We start from the raw sequence: 19,125 nt of genomic DNA, 5'->3' as shown, positions 1-19,125 counted from the left end.
CTTTTTTTGTCCGCGCCTTGGGGACTGGTCATAAACACCTGTCAGATCTGACAGGTGTCACCCCGTAAACGCTCTGATAGCTTGAAACCCTGCCGGCGCATTCCCCTTCCCGCCGGGCGCACAGGGTTCGTTGCCATGGCGACATCGGAAGAGTTACTGACCCCGCCCTCGATCAACAAAACGGCGTCCATCGCCACTCAGGGCCGAGCCTGGGGAGAAATCGGCGCGACGGGGCAAAAGCCTTACACCCTGGACATCCCGACACTGCAAGGCCGTTCGCTGAACCCGCAACTGCGCTTGGCCTACGACAGCAATGCCGGCAACGGCCCCTGCGGCCTCGGCTGGAACCTGGACCATCCGTCCATCTCACGCAAGACCAGCAAAGGCGTGCCGCGCTACCTGAACACCGATGTGATGCTGGCCGATGGCGCCGAACTGCGGCCCGCGCTGAACGCTGACGGCCAAGTCCTCACCCGTCTGCACACCCACGGCACCGTCCACTACAGCGTAACGCTCTACCTTCCGCGTCTGGAAAGCGGCTTCAACCGTTACGAATTCTGGACGCCCGACAACGGCCGGCCCGGTTTCTGGATCGTCTACCACCCCGACGGCAGCCAGTATTGCTACGGCAACAACAGCGCCTCCTGCATCCACGACCCCGATCAACCGGAGCGCATCGCCGTCTGGCTGCTGGTGGAGATCATGAATGCGCTGGGCGAACACATCGTCTTCAAATACCAGGCTGACAACGTCGAACCCGACCCGCGTTTCGACTACCGCGCCCAGCGCTACCTGAGCCAGATCGGCTACTGCAACAAGACCGCCAGCGACGAACTGTATTGCCTCACACACGAGGACCCGGCGCAGACAGTGGAGTGGTTGCTGACCGTGGTCGCGGACTATGGCGCGCGCAGCGTCGACCCGGACATCGCGCCGACCTTTGCAGCCGACGAAAACGCCTGGCCGCTGCGCCTGGACCCTTCGCGCATGCACCGTTACGGCTTCGAAGTGGGCACACGACGCCTGTGCCGGCAATTTCTGATGTTCAACAGGATCGGGCCGGCGCCGGTGCTGACCCATCGTCTGCTGCTGGAATACGAAAACACGCCGCTGCATTACAGCCAGCTCACAGCTGCGCACGTCATGGGTTACGACGCCAAAGGCCAGGTCGAGAAAACCCCGCCGATGGAGTTCTCCTACGCCCCGTTCTTGCCCGACACCACACCGCGACCGTTCCTTGCACTCGACCACATGCCTGGCCTCAACGACGGCGAGACTTATCACTGCATCGATCTTTACGGCGAAGGCCTGCCCGGCATCCTGTGCCAGTACGACGGCGCCTGGTATTACCGCGAACCCTTGCGCGGCGAGGCCGGCACCGAGGAAGTCGTCTACGGCCCCTGGACGCTGCTGCCGCTGATTCCCAACGCCGACAGCAGCAAACCGGCGATCCAGATCCTCACCGACATCAGCGGTGACGGCTGCCTGAACTGGGTTTTCGTTTTGCCCGGCATGACCGGTTACTACACGCTCAAACCGGATCGCAGCTGGTCGGATTTCCAGCCGTTCGAACGTTTTCCCGCCGAAGTCGCCCAGGCCTTCACCCAATGGGCAGACCTGTCCGGTGGTGGCCTGCAGGACTTTGCGGTGATCGGCCCGAAAAGCGTGCGGGTGTACGCCAATCAACGGGAGGACGGTTTCGCTGCCGGCATCGATGTACCCCATGAACCCGATGATCGATTGCCACTGCCAGACCGCAACGTGCCCAGTGAACTGACAATGCTCGGCCACCTGAATGCCAGCGATCACGTCGCGCTGTGCCGCATTCGCCATGACGAAATCAAATGCTGGGCCAATCTGGGCCATGGCACCTTCGCCGAAGGCCACCCCGTCTCTCCCCTGCCTTTTGATTACGCAACATTCAATGCCGATCAGGTACGCATCGCCGACCTCGACGGCTCCGGCGCGCCAGCCCTGATCTATCTGTGTGCCGATAGTTTCGAAATCTACTTCAACCACGGTGGCAACGAACTCGATCAGCAACCGCTACGGGTGCCCTGGCCCAGCGGCGTGCGCTACGACCCGCTATGCCAGGTGACCTTCGCTGACCTGCAAGGTCTGGGCTGCGCCAGCCTGTTGCTGACCGTGCCGCACATGACGCCGCGACACTGGGTGTATCACTTCGTCAGCGAGCGCCCCTACCTGCTCAGCGGCGCGAACAACAACATGGGTTACGACGCCACCCTCGGCCATGCCAGCAGCGCGCAATGCTGGCTGGATGAAAAGCGGCAGTTGCTGGAGGCCGGTGAGCGGCCGGTCTGTCACCTGCCGTTTCCCCAGCAAGTACTCAAATACCTGCGCCAGGACGATGAAGTCACCGGCAACTACCTGATGCAACGATTCGAGTATTTCGAAGGCTGCTTCGATCCTCGGGAACGCGAACTGCGTGGTTTCGGCCGGGTCTACCAGACCGACAGCGAACTGACGCCGGGCCTGGCCGAAAGCGGTCACACGGCGCCGATGCGGGTCAAGCAGTGGTTCCATGTCGGCAGGACCATCGATCAGCCATTGAACGATACCTGTGAGTCGGACCAGGAATACCGGCCACTGGGCGCCACGAAAGTGGCGCCACTTTCGGAATACCATCCGGACATACCTTACGTCCTGAGCGGTCGTTTGCTGCGCAGCGAGACTTCCCAGGCCGACGATCCCGTACCCGCACGGCTGTTTACCCTCGACGAGGTGCGTTATCAGGTTGAGGTGCTCGATGAAGTACCGTCCAGACTGATGGTGCAGGAACTGGAAACCCGCCGCTTTCAGTACGAACGCATCATGAATGACCCGCGCTGCCAGCACGTCGTCATCCTCGAACGAAACCCGTACGGTCAAGCTGTTCACAGCCTCACCGTCGACTGCGCGCGCCGCCGCAATGAAAGCGACGATCCACCGTTTGAAGAGGACAGCCAGAAACGCGCCTGGCAAGACAGTTTCGATCAGAGCCAGAACGTGTTTTACCTGAGCGAATGGCGCGCCGAATTCCATCAGTTGACCGAGCCGCCGCATTGGCTGCTGAACTTGCCGTGGCGCCAGCGCAGCAACGCCCTGACCCTGCCGCCAGGCGTACTGCCCGTGGGCCTGAGTGCGGAGCAGATCAGCGCTGAACACTTCATCCAGCATCAGGACAGCGACGCCTGGAATGCGTTGCGCGAATTGACGTCGCTGTCGGTGCAGCACTATCAGCAATCGCCCGAAGGTGAACTCAGCTTCCCGCCACTGGCGATCGCGAGGGATGACGCTGTTTTCGACAAGCAGGCACTGGCCGCCTACGACGCGGTTCCCGATTTCGATATTCGGCTGGAGCTGGACAGGATTGGCTACGTGCCCATGCCCTTCTCGCTCCCCGCCGATCCGGAGGCGGACAAGCGACGCGAACTGTGGGCGGCTGAAAGCGAATTCTTCACCTATGCCGCTGCGGCGGACTTCTATCAGGTCACCAAAGTGCAACCGACCGCCAGCCATGGCGAAACTGAAATCGGCAGCGATGCCGATCACCTGCGCACCACCGTCATCAAGCAGCCGGACGGTTGCCAGACGCATATCACCTGGGACTATCACCATCTCCAGCCGAAGTCCGTCAGCGATGCGAACCTCAATATTCAGGAAGCATTGTTCCTGCCCGATGGCCGGACACGGGCAACCAGTTTCTACGGCACCGAAGACGGCAAGCGGGCCGGGTTTCGCCCGCTGAGCGAATACCCGATACCCGCCGATCCGAGCCCCGAATCGGCCCTCGGCAATCCCCCGGAGTACCTGGCGGCGGCCGCCATTGCGCTGGCCTACGACCTGCTCAGCTGGATGCCGAAAATCCCCTTGAACACTGCACTGGCCGAGCACCTGCAATGGATCGCCAAGGGGCTGGTACAGCCCGACGGACGCGTCCGCGCGTCGGTCCTGCACCGCTTGAAACACCTGAAGAATCCGGATGTCGGCGAACAGGCCTTGCTCGATCTGCTCAGCAATTTGCCGCGCGTACCGGTCCACAGCGCCGCGCTGAGGGCCGACCGTTACTTCAATGATCCGCAACGCCAGATCCAGATCTCTATCACGCACGTGGATGGCTCCGGCCGGACCTTGCAGACCAAGCAATTGGTCGAGAAAGGCCTTGCCTATGTCAGATCCCCCGACGGCAGTCTCGAACTGGAGAACGGCGTTCCTCGGCAGGCATTGGCGGATCCGCGCTGGCGCGTCAGCGGACGGGCGGAACTCAACCATAAAGGCGAGCCGATCAGGGTTTTCCAGCCGTATTTCATCAACAGCGAACAGCGCGTCAACGACAGCTCGATGCGCGAGTCTGGCTACTTCGACGAACTGTTTTATGACGCCACCGGGCGCCAGATCCAGGTGATCAATGCCAAGGGGCATCTGGCGTTCGAGCTGATCCATCCCTGGTTCACGGCTAAATATGACTACAACGACACCGACGAGTCGCCGCCGACAAAGCCGCTGAAGAGGTCCGGACGATGAACGCCGGCGTGCATGCGCGTACCCCCTCGGTGGCCGTCATCGATCCACGCGGCTTGCCGGTGCGGCAGGTGGAATATCTGCGCACTGAGGCCGATGGCCCGCTGCAAACGCTGATGTCCCGACAGCGCTTCGACGTGGCCGCGCGTTTGATCGAGCAGCAGGATCCGCGTCTGTCCACCCCCAACGAGACCAGCGTTCATACGCTGGGCGGCCAGGCGCTCAAGGTCAGCAACGTTGACGCCGGCGAGAGCCTGCGCCTGCCGGGGCTGGCCGGGCAGGAGGTGCAGCGCTGGGACGCCCTCGGCAATCATTGGCAGACCCGTTACGACGTCCGGTTGCGCGCCGTGGCCGTCGCAGAAAACGCCGAGGCGGACGCTGAAACCTTCATCTATGCGCCGGGCGATGCCGATCACCAACACAACCTGCGTGGACAACTGATCGCCTTCAGCGAACCGTCCGGCAACAACACGATCACCAGTTACGGCCTGCTCGATCAGCCGATCCACGAAAGTCGCACCTTTCATGACGGCAAGACCTTTACTCACCGCCAGACCTTCAATGCGCTGGGCGCCGGGCTCGAACACACCGACGCTGGTGGCCACCGCCAGCAATCGAGCTACGACGTCGCCGGACATCTGCAACGGGTCCAGTTGCAACTTGCTGGCACAGCCGAGTGGAAAGCGGTGCTGGTGGATGCGCAGTACAACGCTGCCGGGCAAATTATCGAGCAGCAGACCGGCAACGGTGTCAGCAGTCGCTGGTTGTACGATCCGGCGGACGGGCGATTGCTGCGGCAGACGGCGCAGAAGGAGGCAGCCCCCGCGCTGCAAGACTTCGAATATGAGTACGACCGCACGGGAAATGTCACGCGAGTTCTCGATCACGTCTTCATCCCGATGTTTGTCGCCGGGCAGCGGATCGATGGGCACCGGACATTTACCTACGACTCGCTGAGCCGGATCAGAAGCGCCACCGGATACGCCGACGCCCCGCCCTCCGACACGCCCGGCCGTCCACAACCGAGCGATCCGGGCAACCGGCGCAACTATCTCGAAACCTACGAATATGACCAAGGCAACAACCTGACCAGAACCACGCACGTGCGTGATGGTGCCAACCATACCCGCGAGATGTTCATCGACCTCGCCAGCAACCGGGGAGCACGCTGGACGCCCGGCGATCCGCCACCGGACTTCGACCGTCTGTATGACCGTGCCGGCAACCTGTTGGCCCTGCAAGCCGGCCTGCCGATGCACTGGGACAGTCGTGGCCGGTTGCAAGCGGTCACGCTGGTCGATCGCGGTGGCAGCAACGATGATCGGGAAAGCTATCGCTACAGTCGCGGCGCGCGGGTCTACAAGCGCCACGAAACCCACACCCGCAAAGCCAGCCACGTCCATGAAGTGCGCTACTTGCCCAACCTGCAAATCCGCACCCGCGACAATGGTGAAGAACTGCACACTCTCACGCTCAGAACCGCAGTCGGCGAGGTCTGTTGCCTGCATTGGGTGGCTGGCAAACCGGCGGACATCGAAGCGGACCAACTGCGCTTTAGCCTGTCCGATCACTTGGGTTGCGCCCTGACCGAACTGGATGGCCAGGCACAATTGATCAGCCAGGAACGTTATTTCCCGTTTGGCGGCACGGCCGTGCTGACCGCGCGCTCGCAAGTGGAAGTCAGCTACAAGACCGTGCGTTTCTCGGGTAAGGAAATGGATGTCAGCCGGCTCTATGATTACGGTTCAAGGTATTACGCCGACTGGCTGCAACGCTGGATCAGCGCCGACCCGGCAGGGAACGTCGACGGGCTGAATCGGTATGCGTATGTCGGCAACAATCCGATGCGATACGTCGACCTTGAAGGCACGGCAAAAGCAGAACACGTCATCTACAACTACTCGAACTTCATCAATGTCCTGTCGGGCGTGGCCGAGGAAACACTCGGACAGATCGACAACGTCATCCACCAGAAAAACATCAAGAGCGGGCTGGCGAAAAACCTGCTGGGCGAGTCGATCAACGCATTCGCCACCAGTGGATTGGGTTCGATTCTGGCAACGCGGTCTGGCGTGGACGGGAGCGTGGTCCTGAGCGGCGCCCCCTACATCGATGGTCTGACCGCCGGGAATGCGCTGGCGAACCCGGCCGCTGCGGTGGTCGACGCCACCCTGTCAGGCGCCCTGACACGCCCCTTGATTCCTCAGACTTCGAAAATCTCGGTAGCGGCCATCGACAGTGCCCTGGGCTTGATGGATGAAGGGACCATGGATTGGCGCGAGGCCCCTGGCGCCCTGCTCAATCCCGATATTCTGGTGGGATGGGGCGTTGGTTCGGTGCTGGGAATTATCGGCAACCTGTTGAATATGGGGAGCCGGGTTCAAGAAGCCGAAGACATCCAAAACCGTCTCGACCCGGTAAAAATCAACAAGATCGACACCCTGCTCGCCGATTGGAAAACCGCCGTGGAGGAACGCTGGGCACAGACCGAAAAAGCCTTCAACGCACTCGGCAGCGATGTGATTTATCCGCAAGACCTGTTGCCGAACGTGAACCACATGACGCCTGCCGGGCTCATTGCGCCCGTTCACCGCTCAGCCCTGGAACGCAAAAACCGCAAGACACTGGACTACATCGACCGCGCACAACGGGGCATGGCCTGGTATCGGAAAATGGGCAGCACAGACAATCAGTTCCTGGCGCATCCACCCGCTCCTTCGCCCACCCACTGGTTCACGCGAAGTGCCCGGTAGCGTTCATCTGCGCACGCCCGCTGTGATTGCCAATGACAGCCGTGGCTTGGCGGTCAGACACATCGCCTATCTGCGCACGGTCGCTGGCGATGCGGCGCAACCACTGGTCAGCCGTCAGCAGCATGACCCGGCCGGACGGTTGGTGGTGCAACAGGACCCGCGCCTGTCCACGCCCAATATCACCACCCTGTATGCCCTGGACGGCCAGCCGCTCAGGATCGACAACGTCGACGCCGGCCCGCTTCTGGTCCTGCCGGGCCTTGCCGGGCAGGAACTGCAACGCTGGGATGCCCGGGGCAATCATTGGCGCGCCACCTACGACGAGCAGATACGCGCGGTGGCCATCGAGGAAAACGGCGTGGCAGACATCGAAACCTCGACCTACGCCGATGCGTCGGCCGATGCCGGGCGAAACCTGCGGGGCCGGTTGATTGCGCTCAGCGACCCTTCGGGCCAAGTGTCCTTCGACGGTTTCGCCCTTGTTCTGCCGGATCAGCCATTGCGCGAAAGCCGCACTTTCGGCGACGCCATGGCCCTCGTCAGCCACCGCACCTTCAGCGCTCTCGGCACGCCTCTGGAACAGATCGACGCCGCCGGCCACCGGCAGCAGTCGACTTACGATGTCGCCGGGCAGCTCAATCAGGTGCGGCTGCAGCTCAACGGGCAGACCACCTGGCAGGCGATTCAGCAGCAAGCGCAATACAACGCTGCCGGGCAACTCGTCGAGCAGTTGACGGGCAACAACCTCACCTGCCGCTGGTGTTACGACCCGGCCGACGGACGCCTGCTGCAACAAACCGCACACAAGGACAGCGGCGCCGTGGTGCAGGACCTCGGTTATGAATACGATCCGGTGGGCAACGTCACCGCGATTTTCGATCACGCTTTCATCCCCCGTTTTTTCGCCAACCAGCGGATCGACGGCCACCGCGCATTCAGCTACGACTCGCTGTATCGACTGATCCGCGCCACCGGCCATGCCGACGCCGCGCCCTCGGACAATCCCGGCCGACCGCAACCGACCGACCCCAACGACCGGCGCAATTACGTCGAGACCTACGTCTACGACAGCAGCAATAACCTGATCAAAACCACCCATGTGCGCGACGGCGCCAGCCATACCCACGAGATGTTCATCGATCCCGCCAGCAACCGGGGTGTGCGCCGGCAACGGGGTGAGCCGCCGCCGGACTTCGACAGTCTGTTCGACCGCGCCGGCAACCTGCTGGCCCTGCAACCGGGGCAACCGCTGCGCTGGGATAACCGGGGCCGGTTGCAGAGCGTGACCCTGATCGATCGCGGCAACGGCCCGGACGATCAGGAAACCTGCCGCTACAGCCAGGGCGAACGGGTCGGCAAACGCCACGAAAGCCACACCCCCAAAGCCAGTCATTTCCACGATGTGCGCTATCTGCCGGGGCTGGAAATCCGCACCCGGGACACCGGCGAAGAACTGCACGTCATTTCCATCGGCATGGCGGCCGGCGGCGCGCGCTGCCTGCACTGGGAAAAAGATCCGGCGAATGTCGGCGCCGATCAGTGGCGCTACACCCTGAGCGATCATCTCGATTCGGCGGTGAAAGAACTGGACGGGCAGGCAAACCTCATCAGCGATGAAGGCTATCGACCGTTTGGTGCCACCGCCTGTCTGACGGCGCGCTCGGCGGTCGAGGTCAGTTACCGCACGCTGCGCTATTCGAACAGGGAAATGGACGACAGCGGCCTTTATTTCTACGGCGCCCGCTATTACGCGCCGTGGCTGGGCCGCTGGATCAGCGCCGACCCGGCGGGGGATGCCGACGGGCTGAACCTGTATGCGTTCGTCGGCGGCAATCCGATCGGCAACATCGATGCCAACGGCGAGGGCAGACTGCCCACGACGGCGGACTTCAATGCCGGCCTCCATCGGATCATTCAGTCTCAGAACGAAAGCTATGCCAGACACCGTCAGCTCGCCGGGACACGTCATGCCAAGGAAAACCTGAGCCGGGAAATGACCCGGCACATCGAAATTCTCGGCCTGACCAAACGGCGGGTGGTCGATGCCCAGGGGCAACTCGACAGGATGGGTTCAGGCAGCGGCGTCGCCCTGGCAGCCGCGCGCAGGACCGCGACGCTGGTGATCGGCAAAGGCATCAGTTATGGCGTCGGCGTTGCCGTCGGAGTCGGTGCCCAGGCACTGGGTGCCGCTGCGCCCGGCATTGGCAACGTGGTGGGCGTCGGTCTGGGCATCGGCGCCAAGGTTGCAGTTTCGGGGCTGGTGGATTACCTCGCCGAACGCTCGGGTCTGAGCGCCACGGTCAACTTGAAAACCTCCAGGCTGACGGCGAACAAGATCATCCAGAAGGCCGAATACAAACAGATGGAGCCACTGGAATATCTGGTCGCCAAATATCGCAACATGAAGCCCGACTCGCGCAAGGCGCAGCTCAAACTGTCCAAGGAGGCCGCCACCCAGTCGGCGGGTTACCTGCTCAAGTCGACCCTGCCGGCCATGCCCTCCGAAGCGATGGGCGCCATCAGCAGCAGTATCGCGGCCTTGATCGGACTGCCGGAAATCATCGACGAGACCTTTGGCGCGCTGTCCGACAAATCCGGCGAGAAAATGCAGATGTTCGAGCAGCAGATCACCGGCCTGATCAACGAGATCGAAACCAACCAGGCCAGGGTTCACGCGTTCGCCGATGCGCTGTCCCTGAACAGCATCAGCGGCATCGACATCGACGATCTGGATCAGCAGACCTCGGCGATCACCCACCTGCTTCACGGACTCGGGCAACGAGTTCGCAATCACCGGGCCAATCAGGGCACGCCGGTCTAAACGAGGGCTTTTATCCCGTCAGGGCACTGCCGCCCCACGGCGGCATGCTATCGTGCGGTCCCGTCCTGCCACCCGTTCGCCCAGCATGCCTCCGACTTCCCGTACCTTGCGTCTGTCGTTGTATACCCTGCTGATCATTGCCGGCGCCGCCATCGCCGCGACCCTGGCCGTGCGCCATGCCGAGCGTCAGGCGCAGGAAGAGGACGCCGCCCGGGCCAGTCAGCAACTGGCGCTGTACGCCAACTCGCTGCATACCCTGATCGACCGTTACCGTGCCCTCCCCGCCGTACTGGCGCTGGACCCGCAATTGCGTGCGGCCCTGCGCGGCCCGGTCGATGCCGAGCAGCAAGCGGCGCTCAACCTGAAACTGGAAAAGATCAACGGCGCGGCGCAGTCCTCGACCCTCGAACTGCTCGACCACACCGGCCTCGCGGTGGCCGCCAGCAACTGGCGCCTGCCCAGCAGTTATGTCGGCCACAACTACGGCTTTCGCCCGTATTTCAGCCAGACCCGCACCCAGGGCAGCGGACGCTTCTACGCCGTCGGGGTGACCAGCGGAATTCCCGGTTACTTCCTGTCCAGCGCGGTGCTTGGCGACAACGACGAGTTTCTCGGGGCGATGGTGGTCAAGCTGGAATTCCCGGAACTGGAGCGCGAATGGAGCCAGGGCAGCGACACCCTGCTGGTCAGCGACGCACGCGGAATCATCTTCATCGCCAACCAGCCCGGCTGGCGCTATCGCCTGTTGCGACCGCTGAGCCCGGGCGATCACGCCGAAATCAAGACCACCCGCCAGTACGACAAACAGGCGCTGGTGCCGCTGACCCACTTGTCGCTGCGACGCTTCGACGAGAACAGCGATCTGGCCCGGGTCGAAGGCCCGACGGGTACGGCGGATTATCTGTGGGAGTCCCTGCCACTGGCCGCCGAAGGCTGGACCCTGCATCTGCTGCGCCCGGCCAGAGTGGCTTTCGAGGATCTGCGCAACGCTGGACTCGCCGCCGCCGGCGTGTGGCTGGCGCTGGTGTTTCTGTTGCTGTTTCTCAACCAGCGCTGGCGTCTGGCGAAGATGCGCCAGCGCAGTCGCGCGGAGCTGGAACGTCTGGTCGAAGAACGCACCCGCGATTTGCGTACCGCCCAGGATGGTCTGGTGCAATCGGCCAAACTGGCGGCGCTGGGGCAGATGTCGGCGGCGCTGGCCCACGAAATCAACCAGCCGCTGACCGCCCAGCGCATGCAACTGGCGACCCTGCGCCTGTTGCTCGACCATGGCCGGGTGGACGATGCCTACAAGGCGCTCAAACCGGTGGATGACATGCTCACCCGCATGGCGGCCCTCACCGGCCACCTGAAAACCTTCGCCCGCAAAAGTCCCAGCGGCTTGCGCGAACGTCTGGATCTGGCAACCGTGGTCGATCAGGCCCTGCAATTGCTCGATACGCGGATACGCGACGAACAGGTCAGCCTGGTGCTGCACCTGACCCGCCCGGCCTGGGTTCGCGGCGATGCGATCCGTCTGGAGCAAGTGCTGATCAACCTGCTGCGCAACGCGCTTGATGCGATGCACGACACCACTTGCAAGCGTCTGGAAGTCCGCCTGGAAGCCGATGAGCAACTGTGGCGCCTGAGTGTCATCGACAACGGCCCCGGCATCGCCGAAGAACACCTGGGGCAGGTGTTCGATCCGTTTTTCACCACCAAACCGGTGGGTGACGGGCTGGGCCTGGGACTGGCAGTCTCGTTTGCTATCGTCCATGAGTCCGGCGGCCGCCTGAGCGCCGACAATGGCAGCGTCGGCGCGGTGTTCAGCCTGACCTTGCCGATCGATCTGGAGGCGCACATCTGATGCTCAATTCGGTGATGGTGGTCGACGACGAAAGCAGCATCCGTAGCGCCGTCGAACAATGGCTGAGCCTGTCCGGGTTCGAGGTGCAACTGTTCAGCCGCGCCGAAGAATGCCTGGCGGCGCTGCCCAGGCATTTTCCCGGGGTGATCCTCAGCGACGTGCGCATGCCCGGTCTCAGCGGCCTGGAGTTGCTCGCCGAAGTGCAGCGACGGGATGCCGATCTGCCGGTGATTCTGCTGACCGGCCATGGCGATGTGCCAATGGCGGTCGAGGCGATGCGCGACGGCGCCTATGACTTCCTGGAAAAACCCTTCAGCCCGGAAACCCTGCTCGGCAGCCTGCGCCGGGCGCTGGACAAGCGCCGTCTGGTCCTGGAAAACCGCGCCCTGCACGAACAGGCCGACAACCGTGCCCGACTCGATGCGACGCTGCTGGGGGTCTCCCGTGGCTTGCAGACCTTGCGCCGGCAGGTGCTGGACCTGGCGACGCTGCCCGTCAACGTGCTGATCCGTGGCGAAACCGGCAGCGGCAAGGAACTAGTCGCCCGCTGCCTGCATGACTTCGGCCCGCGTGCGGACAAACCGTTCGTGGCGCTGAACTGCGCGGCCATCCCCGAGCAATTGTTCGAAGCCGAACTGTTCGGCCACGAAAGCGGCGCGTTCACCGGCGCGTCGGGCAAACGCATCGGCAAGCTGGAATACGCCGACGGCGGCACGTTGTTCCTCGACGAAATCGAAAGCATGCCGCTGGCCCAGCAGGTGAAACTGCTGCGGGTGTTGCAGGAGCAGAAACTCGAACGGCTGGGATCGAACCAGAGCATTCGCGTGGACCTGCGGATCGTCGCGGCGACCAAACCGGACTTGCTCGATGAAGCCCGGGCCGGGCGTTTTCGCGAAGACCTCGCCTATCGCCTGAACGTCGCCGAACTGCGCCTGCCACCGCTGCGTGAGCGGCGCGAAGACATTCCGCTGCTGTTCGAAGCCTTCGCCCACAGCGCCGCCGAACGCCTGGGCCGGACCTTTCCGCCACTGAGCGGGGCGCAGTTGAGTCACCTGCTCGGGCACGACTGGCCGGGCAACGTGCGCGAACTGGCGAACGTCGCCGAGCGCCAGGTCCTGGGGCTGGACGAACCGGCACCGGGAATCGATCCGGGGCAGTCGCTGGCTGCCCAGCAGGAGGCGTTCGAGGCGCAGTGTCTGCGGGCGGCGCTGACCCGGCACAAGGGTGATGTGAAGGCGGTGCTTGAAGAGCTGCAACTGCCCAGGCGCACGTTCAATGAAAAGATGCAGCGGCATGGGTTGAGCCGGGAGATGTTTTTGGCTGAGTGAGGGGGCTTCTGACGCCGCACCCGATAAGCGGAAATCCGCTCACCCAGTCCAATACCTCGGCAATATTCCGCTCACCCGATTCCCTTACCCCCTCTAAACCGGCCCTCTCCCCGTTGGCACACCTCCTGCTATAGCCCTCGCAGGCTGCGTTCCCACGCGCTCCACAAAAACAATTAAACGAAGGATCCTTCAATGGATAACTCCAACGCCCTGCCTCTTGGGTCGGCTGCCGTGCCGGCAAAAGAAAAAACCACCGCGAGCCGGATCAAGTCGATCTTCAGCGGTTCCGTCGGCAACATGGTCGAGTGGTATGACTGGTACGTCTACGCCGCCTTCTCGCTGTACTTCGCCAAAGTCTTTTTCCCCAAAGGCGACACCACCGCCCAACTGCTGAACACCGCCGCGATCTTCGCCGTGGGCTTCCTGATGCGTCCGATCGGTGGCTGGCTGATGGGGCTGTACGCCGACAAGGTCGGGCGCAAGAAAGCGCTGATGGCTTCGGTGTACCTGATGTGCTTCGGCTCGCTGATCATCGCCCTGAGCCCGGGCTATGAAACCATCGGTGTCGGCGCGCCGATCCTGCTGGTGTTCGCCCGTCTGCTGCAAGGCCTGTCGGTCGGTGGCGAATACGGCACCTCGGCGACCTACCTGTCGGAGATGGCGACCAAGGAACGTCGCGGCTTCTTCTCCAGCTTCCAGTACGTGACCCTGATCTCCGGCCAGCTCATCGCGCTGGGCGTGCTGATCGTGCTGCAACAATTCCTCACCTCTGACGAGCTGTACGCATGGGGCTGGCGCATCCCGTTCGCCATCGGCGCGCTGTGTGCGATCGTCGCGCTGTACCTGCGTCGCGGCATGGAAGAAACCGAGTCGTTCACCAAGAAAGAGAAATCCAAGGAAAGCGCGATGCGCACCTTGCTGCGCCATCCGAAAGAGCTGCTCACCGTGGTCGGCCTGACCATGGGCGGTACGCTGGCGTTCTACACCTACACCACCTACATGCAGAAATACCTGGTGAACACGGTCGGCATGAGCATCTCCGACTCCACCACCATTTCTGCCGCCACGCTGTTCCTGTTCATGTGCCTGCAGCCGATCATCGGCGGTCTGTCGGACAAGATCGGCCGTCGTCCGATCCTGATCGCCTTCGGCGTGCTGGGCACGATTTTCACCGTGCCGATCCTGATGACCCTGCACACCATCCAGACCTGGTGGGGCGCGTTCTTCCTGATCATGGCGGCGCTGATCATCGTCAGCGGCTACACCTCGATCAACGCTGTGGTGAAAGCCGAACTGTTCCCGACCGAAATCCGCGCCCTGGGCGTCGGCCTGCCGTACGCACTGACCGTGTCGATCTTCGGCGGCACCGCTGAATACATCGCGCTGTGGTTCAAGAGCATCGGCATGGAAACCGGCTACTACTGGTACGTGACCGCGTGCATCGCGGTGTCGTTGCTGGTGTACATCACCATGAAAGACACCCGCAAACATTCGCGGATCGTGACTGACTGAGAGAGGTTTGCGCAGTCACTGCAACGGTGACTGTACGGACCTCTTCGCGGGCAAGCCCGCTCCTACAAGGGCCTTACAGCGCTCATGTGGAAACAGGCTTGCTCGCGCGGTTTCAGGTCAATTCAGCAGCGTTGCGATTGCTGCCATAACGCTTCTGCGCATAGGCCGCCCCGCCGATCATCACCACCAGAATCCCCGCCAGCACCGCCGACGAACCGATGGTGCCGAAGTCCAGGCCGCCCTTCTCATGGGATTTGGTCAGGAAGTCGCCCAGGGTTGCGCCGAACGGCCGGGTCAGCACGAAGGCCACCCAGAACAGCAGCACTGAGGACATCTTCGTCAGGTACTTGAGCAACACGACCACGCCGATGGCCGAACCGATCAGCAGCGCGCCACCGGCGAAACCCAGGCCCGAGTCGTCGGCCAGATAGTCGCCAAGCGCGGTGCCCAGAGTGTTGGAAAACAGGATCGCCATCCAATAGAACATCTCGCCGCGAAAGCTCTGCACTTTGCTGACGTTGAGCGAATCGCCACTCAGACGCCACGCAGCGAAGATCGCCAGCAGAATCGCGATCAGGATCATCGAGCCGGTGGCGTAGCCCAGTTCCAGGGTGCGATCCATGAAGTCGGACATGGTGGTGCCGGCGGTGCTGGTGGACAGGATCACGATCCAGTACAGCATCGGCTTGTAGGTCTTGGCCATCAACTGCGTGACCAGGGTCAGGACGAACACGCTGATCAGAATCAGCGAGCTGATGGCGTAGCCGACGTTGAGGGTCATCGACAGCAAATCCCCCGCAGTTTCCCCCAGGGTCGTCGCGCAGATTTTCATGACCCAGAACGCCAGGGTGATTTGAGGCAGTTTGTTCATTGCAGGCAAAGCTCCAGTGTATGACGGCCGGTTCTTGGTTTTCTGGCCGTGGGCAGACTGGCGTTGCAGCGGTGAAAAAGCGGTCGGCAAAGTATGAAAAATCTGTCACCCAACGCAAAAACGGCGATTAATCCCCCATTAATGCTCGCCCCGCATTCTGCACTCACCTGATCGATTACCTGCGCGACGTTCGCCTCTCAACGAAAGCGAATTCAATGCGTCGCCCTTAACATCTACTTAATCGATATTTTTTACCGTTATTTTGCGCTTTTTAATCAATTTATTTGGCGTAGCATGAAACCCATGCAGACACACCTGCCAACGAACCTGGAGTAAAGAAGATGAAAACCAAACTGATCCTCGCCCTGACCCTGTCCGTACTGGCCGCCAACACTTTCGCCGCCGACGGCTACGACAAGACCGGCTCCGCGTCCTTCACCTCCGAAGCCAGCGCCGCCATCGAAAGCAGCCACTCGGGCACCTACGCCGCTGATGGCTTCGACAAAACCGGCACCGCCAACGCCATCGCTGCAGACGGCTTCGACAAAACCGGCACCGCCAACGCCATCGCTGCAGACGGCTTCGACAAAACCGGCACCGCCAACGCCATCGCTGCAGACGGCTTCGACAAAACCGGCACCGCCGCCGCCATCAGCTAATCCTCTCTATGCTCATCACAGCCCGGCTTCGGCCGGGCTTAGTGTTTTCTGAAGCCCGCGTTAATGATCGACTGGAAATTGCCGCAAGGCGCTTGCACTATTGCCCACCTCCGAACGCCTCCAGGATCACCCGCCATGTCCGATGACATCCATTTCTACGAACCCGCCAACGGCCACGGGCTGCCCCACGATCCGTTCAACGCCATCGTCGGCCCGCGCCCCATCGGCTGGATTTCCTCGCAGGATGCCGACGGCCGGCTGAACCTGGCGCCGTACAGTTTCTTCAACGCCTTCAACTACATTCCACCGATCATCGGTTTCTCCAGCGTCGGGCGCAAAGACAGCCTGAACAACATCGAGCAGACCGGCGAATTCGTCTGGAACCTCGCCACCCGGCCGCTGGCCGAGCAGATGAATCAGAGCTGCGCGATGGTCGGTCCCGAGGTCAACGAATTTGAATTGGCGGGGTTGACGCCGGTGGCGTCGAAAGTGATTGGCGTGCCGCGCGTGGCCGAGAGCCCGGTGTCCTTCGAATGCAAGGTCACCCAGATCATTCAATTGCAGCGCGCGGACGGCGAGACGGTGCCGAGCTGGCTGGTGCTCGGCGAAGTGGTCGCCGTGCACATCGCCAAATGGCTGTTGAAGGACGGCATCTACGACACCGCCGCCGCAGAACCGATTCTGCGCGGCGGCGGGCCGGCGGATTATTTCCAGCTGGGGCCAGAGGCATTGTTCAAGATGTGGCGACCGGGTGCGGTCAAGTAATTACCAGATCAGCTCGGCGTCATCAGTGACGCCCTGCAGGCGATCCAGCTCCTTGATGGCGGCTTCGTCGGCAGCGATGGCGCCGGGAAACACCTGCTCGTCCAGCAGTTTGTGAAAGCGCGGCGCGCCGCCGTCGACCAGGGCCTTGACCGCGATTGCCGCGTGATAACCCTTGTTGCTGCCCAACTCGACGGGAACTACAGCGGAAACCGCTTCGAAGTGTTCGAACTCTTTACGTGCCATGTCGCAGGTCCTGGCTCAGTCAAATAAGCCGGTCATTAAACCCTCAACCGGCGAGTTTGTGTATCGGCGCGCGACACTGGCCCAGGGCCTGCGCCGCCGAGACGTCTTTGAAGGTGTGGAAATCAAGACTGTTGACCACAAGGTCCTGCACCAGCTCGGCAAAAATTTCCATCTGCGGGCTGCCGAAGTACGCGGTCATCGCTTGCTGGTTGCTCCAGAACCCGGACACCAGCCACAACTCGGGATCACCCTGCGAATGCTGCAGGGAGAAACTCAGGCAACCGGCGGCGGCGCGGGATGGTTCGATCAGCGTGCTGAGGCGCACGCCGAGTTCCGCCGAGCGCCCGGCGCGCGCTCGAACGAAGGCCATATGACTGACGGGGATTTGCTTGGACATGTTCAACCCTCCCAGGGAGTCGCGAGGCAGCCGGGGGACGGGCTGCGACAGGATCCAAGGTTAAGGGCCGGGTCACCCGCGCCGTTAGTCGATTCCTGCCGACGCGTTGCACAATCCTGCGAGACTTCATTCAGCACCTGTAACAACCTGTAAAAAGGTTCACGGTTTCGTCATACGAGTTTCAAGCAAGTTTGCCCGCCTGCCTCCTGACATGACTGGCAACAACTTTCAGCCCGTGCAGAATCAGGCAAGCATTTCGCAGGATGTGTCTACCGCTCCGGCTTGCACAAACTTATGCTCTGCCCCATTCCACCGCCCTTGCCGAGGATGCCGCGCATGACGTCATTCGATCATTTTCAAGCTCCTCCCGATGCCGACATGGAAAAACAGCGCGCAGAACTGGCGGCGATCATCCGCCGCAACACCTCGGAGGATGGCAGTTATGCCACCGCCGTCGGTTCGCTGGTCATGTCGCGTCACACCAAATCCCACGACTTCGCCCCGGTGCTCGCGCAGCCAGCGTTGTGCATCATGGCCCAGGGACGCAAAGAGGTGCGGCTGGTCGATGAATACTTCAATTATGACCCGCTGAATTACCTGGTGGTCTCGGTTTCCATGCCGCTGAGCGGACGGGTGGTGAACGTCTCGCCGGAGGAGCCGATTCTCGCCGTGCGCCTGGACATCGACCCGGCGGAAATCACCGCGCTGATCGCCGATGCCGGCCCCATGGGCGTGCCCACCCGGCCGACCGGGCGCGGTCTGTATGTCGAAAGGATCGACAGCGCCATGCTCGACGCGGTGCTGCGCCTGGCCCGGCTGCTCGACGCACCGAAAGACATCGCCATGCTCGCGCCGTTGATCCGTCGGGAAATTCTTTATCGCCTGTTGCGCAGCCCGCAGGGTCATCGCCTGTACGAAATTGCCATCGCCAACAGCCAGAGCCATCGCATCAGCCAGGCGATCAAATGGCTCAACGGCAACTTCGAGCAGCCGCTGCGCATTGATGATCTGGCCAAGGAAGTGAACCTCAGCGTGTCGACCCTGCATCACCGTTTCAAGGCGATGACGGCGATGAGTCCGCTGCAATATCAGAAACAACTGCGCCTGCAAGAGGCGCGGCGCCTGATGCTCGCCGAAGGGCTGGAAGCGTCGGCGGCGGGGTATCGGGTCGGGTACGAAAGCCCTTCACAGTTCAGCCGGGAATACAGCCGGTTGTTCGGGGCACCGCCGTTGCGGGATCTGGCGCGCTTGCGGTTGACGGTCTAAAAGCTACCCCCTCACCCCGGCCCTCTTCCCCAAGGTGGCGAGGGGGAAAGAGAGCCGATCTCTGTTGTTTTCAACCTTGAGTTCACCTTGATTTTTCAGGTCGATGTACCTCGAATAAACACCTCGGTCGGCTCCCTCTCCCG

Annotated in this window: 12 protein-coding genes; 9 read left to right on the top strand and 3 right to left on the bottom strand. The window is 62.2% G+C overall.

The genetic code is table 11. The features are described from left to right. Positions 1 to 135: 135 nt before the first annotated feature. The 6 genes from N8H74_RS10925 (at position 136) to N8H74_RS10900 (ending at position 14,781) form a co-directional block, all read left to right on the top strand. A complete protein-coding gene (locus N8H74_RS10925) occupies positions 136 to 4,524 on the top strand; it encodes a SpvB/TcaC N-terminal domain-containing protein (RefSeq protein ID WP_262147494.1) in 4,389 nt (1,462 codons plus the stop codon). Further along, positions 4,521 to 7,274, top strand: a complete 2,754-nt coding sequence (locus N8H74_RS10920) for an RHS repeat-associated core domain-containing protein (RefSeq protein WP_262147492.1) — start codon at positions 4,521 to 4,523, stop codon at positions 7,272 to 7,274. Before N8H74_RS10925 ends, N8H74_RS10920 begins: the two co-directional genes overlap by 4 nt. Continuing rightward, positions 7,264 to 10,095 carry an RHS repeat-associated core domain-containing protein gene (locus N8H74_RS10915; RefSeq protein WP_262147490.1) on the top strand — a complete coding sequence of 944 codons (2,832 nt, stop codon included), beginning with the start codon at positions 7,264 to 7,266 and terminating at the stop codon, positions 10,093 to 10,095. The genes N8H74_RS10920 and N8H74_RS10915 overlap by 11 nt, the downstream gene beginning before the upstream one ends. Positions 10,096 to 10,180: 85 nt before the next feature. Further along, positions 10,181 to 11,941 carry an ATP-binding protein gene (locus tag N8H74_RS10910; RefSeq protein ID WP_262147488.1) on the top strand — a complete coding sequence of 587 codons (1,761 nt, stop codon included), beginning with the start codon at positions 10,181 to 10,183 and terminating at the stop codon, positions 11,939 to 11,941. After that, complete coding sequence (locus N8H74_RS10905) at positions 11,941 to 13,269, top strand: sigma-54 dependent transcriptional regulator (RefSeq protein ID WP_262147486.1); 1,329 nt, start codon at positions 11,941 to 11,943, stop codon at positions 13,267 to 13,269. The genes N8H74_RS10910 and N8H74_RS10905 overlap by 1 nt, the downstream gene beginning before the upstream one ends. 192 nt (positions 13,270 to 13,461) lie before the next feature. After that, on the top strand, positions 13,462 to 14,781 hold the full coding sequence (locus N8H74_RS10900; protein ID WP_217832790.1) for an MFS transporter: 1,320 nt from the start codon (positions 13,462 to 13,464) through the stop codon (positions 14,779 to 14,781). Between the two features lie 112 nt (positions 14,782 to 14,893). On the opposite strand, the gene N8H74_RS10895 is transcribed toward N8H74_RS10900, so the two are convergent. Continuing rightward, entirely contained in the window at positions 14,894 to 15,652 is a 759-nt protein-coding gene (locus tag N8H74_RS10895) for a hypothetical protein (RefSeq protein WP_217832789.1), read from the bottom strand. A gap of 341 nt (positions 15,653 to 15,993) precedes the next feature. Between N8H74_RS10895 and N8H74_RS10890 the strand changes: the two genes are divergently transcribed. Further along, positions 15,994 to 16,311 carry a hypothetical protein gene (locus N8H74_RS10890; protein WP_262147483.1) on the top strand — a complete coding sequence of 106 codons (318 nt, stop codon included), beginning with the start codon at positions 15,994 to 15,996 and terminating at the stop codon, positions 16,309 to 16,311. A 135-nt stretch (positions 16,312 to 16,446) separates the two neighbouring features. Then, positions 16,447 to 17,076, top strand: a complete 630-nt coding sequence (locus N8H74_RS10885; RefSeq protein WP_217832787.1) for a flavin reductase family protein — start codon at positions 16,447 to 16,449, stop codon at positions 17,074 to 17,076. Here the strand turns inward: N8H74_RS10885 and N8H74_RS10880 are convergent, their stop codons facing one another. Further along, positions 17,077 to 17,319, bottom strand: a complete 243-nt coding sequence (locus N8H74_RS10880) for a hypothetical protein (RefSeq protein WP_262147481.1) — start codon at positions 17,317 to 17,319, stop codon at positions 17,077 to 17,079. Between the two features lie 43 nt (positions 17,320 to 17,362). After that, positions 17,363 to 17,716 carry an antibiotic biosynthesis monooxygenase family protein gene (locus N8H74_RS10875; protein ID WP_217832785.1) on the bottom strand — a complete coding sequence of 118 codons (354 nt, stop codon included), beginning with the start codon at positions 17,714 to 17,716 and terminating at the stop codon, positions 17,363 to 17,365. A 336-nt stretch (positions 17,717 to 18,052) separates the two neighbouring features. Here N8H74_RS10875 and N8H74_RS10870 point away from each other — a divergent pair, with 336 nt between their 5' ends. Next, entirely contained in the window at positions 18,053 to 18,982 is a 930-nt protein-coding gene (locus N8H74_RS10870; RefSeq protein ID WP_217832784.1) for an AraC family transcriptional regulator, read from the top strand. The last annotated feature ends 143 nt before the right edge of the window (positions 18,983 to 19,125 follow it).

This window comes from Pseudomonas sp. B2M1-30, from assembly GCF_025447575.1.
In the GTDB taxonomy this organism is placed as follows: domain Bacteria; phylum Pseudomonadota; class Gammaproteobacteria; order Pseudomonadales; family Pseudomonadaceae; genus Aquipseudomonas; species Aquipseudomonas botevensis.
Note: the sequence above shows the minus strand (reverse complement) of the source record. Positions and strands in the feature narration are given on the sequence as shown.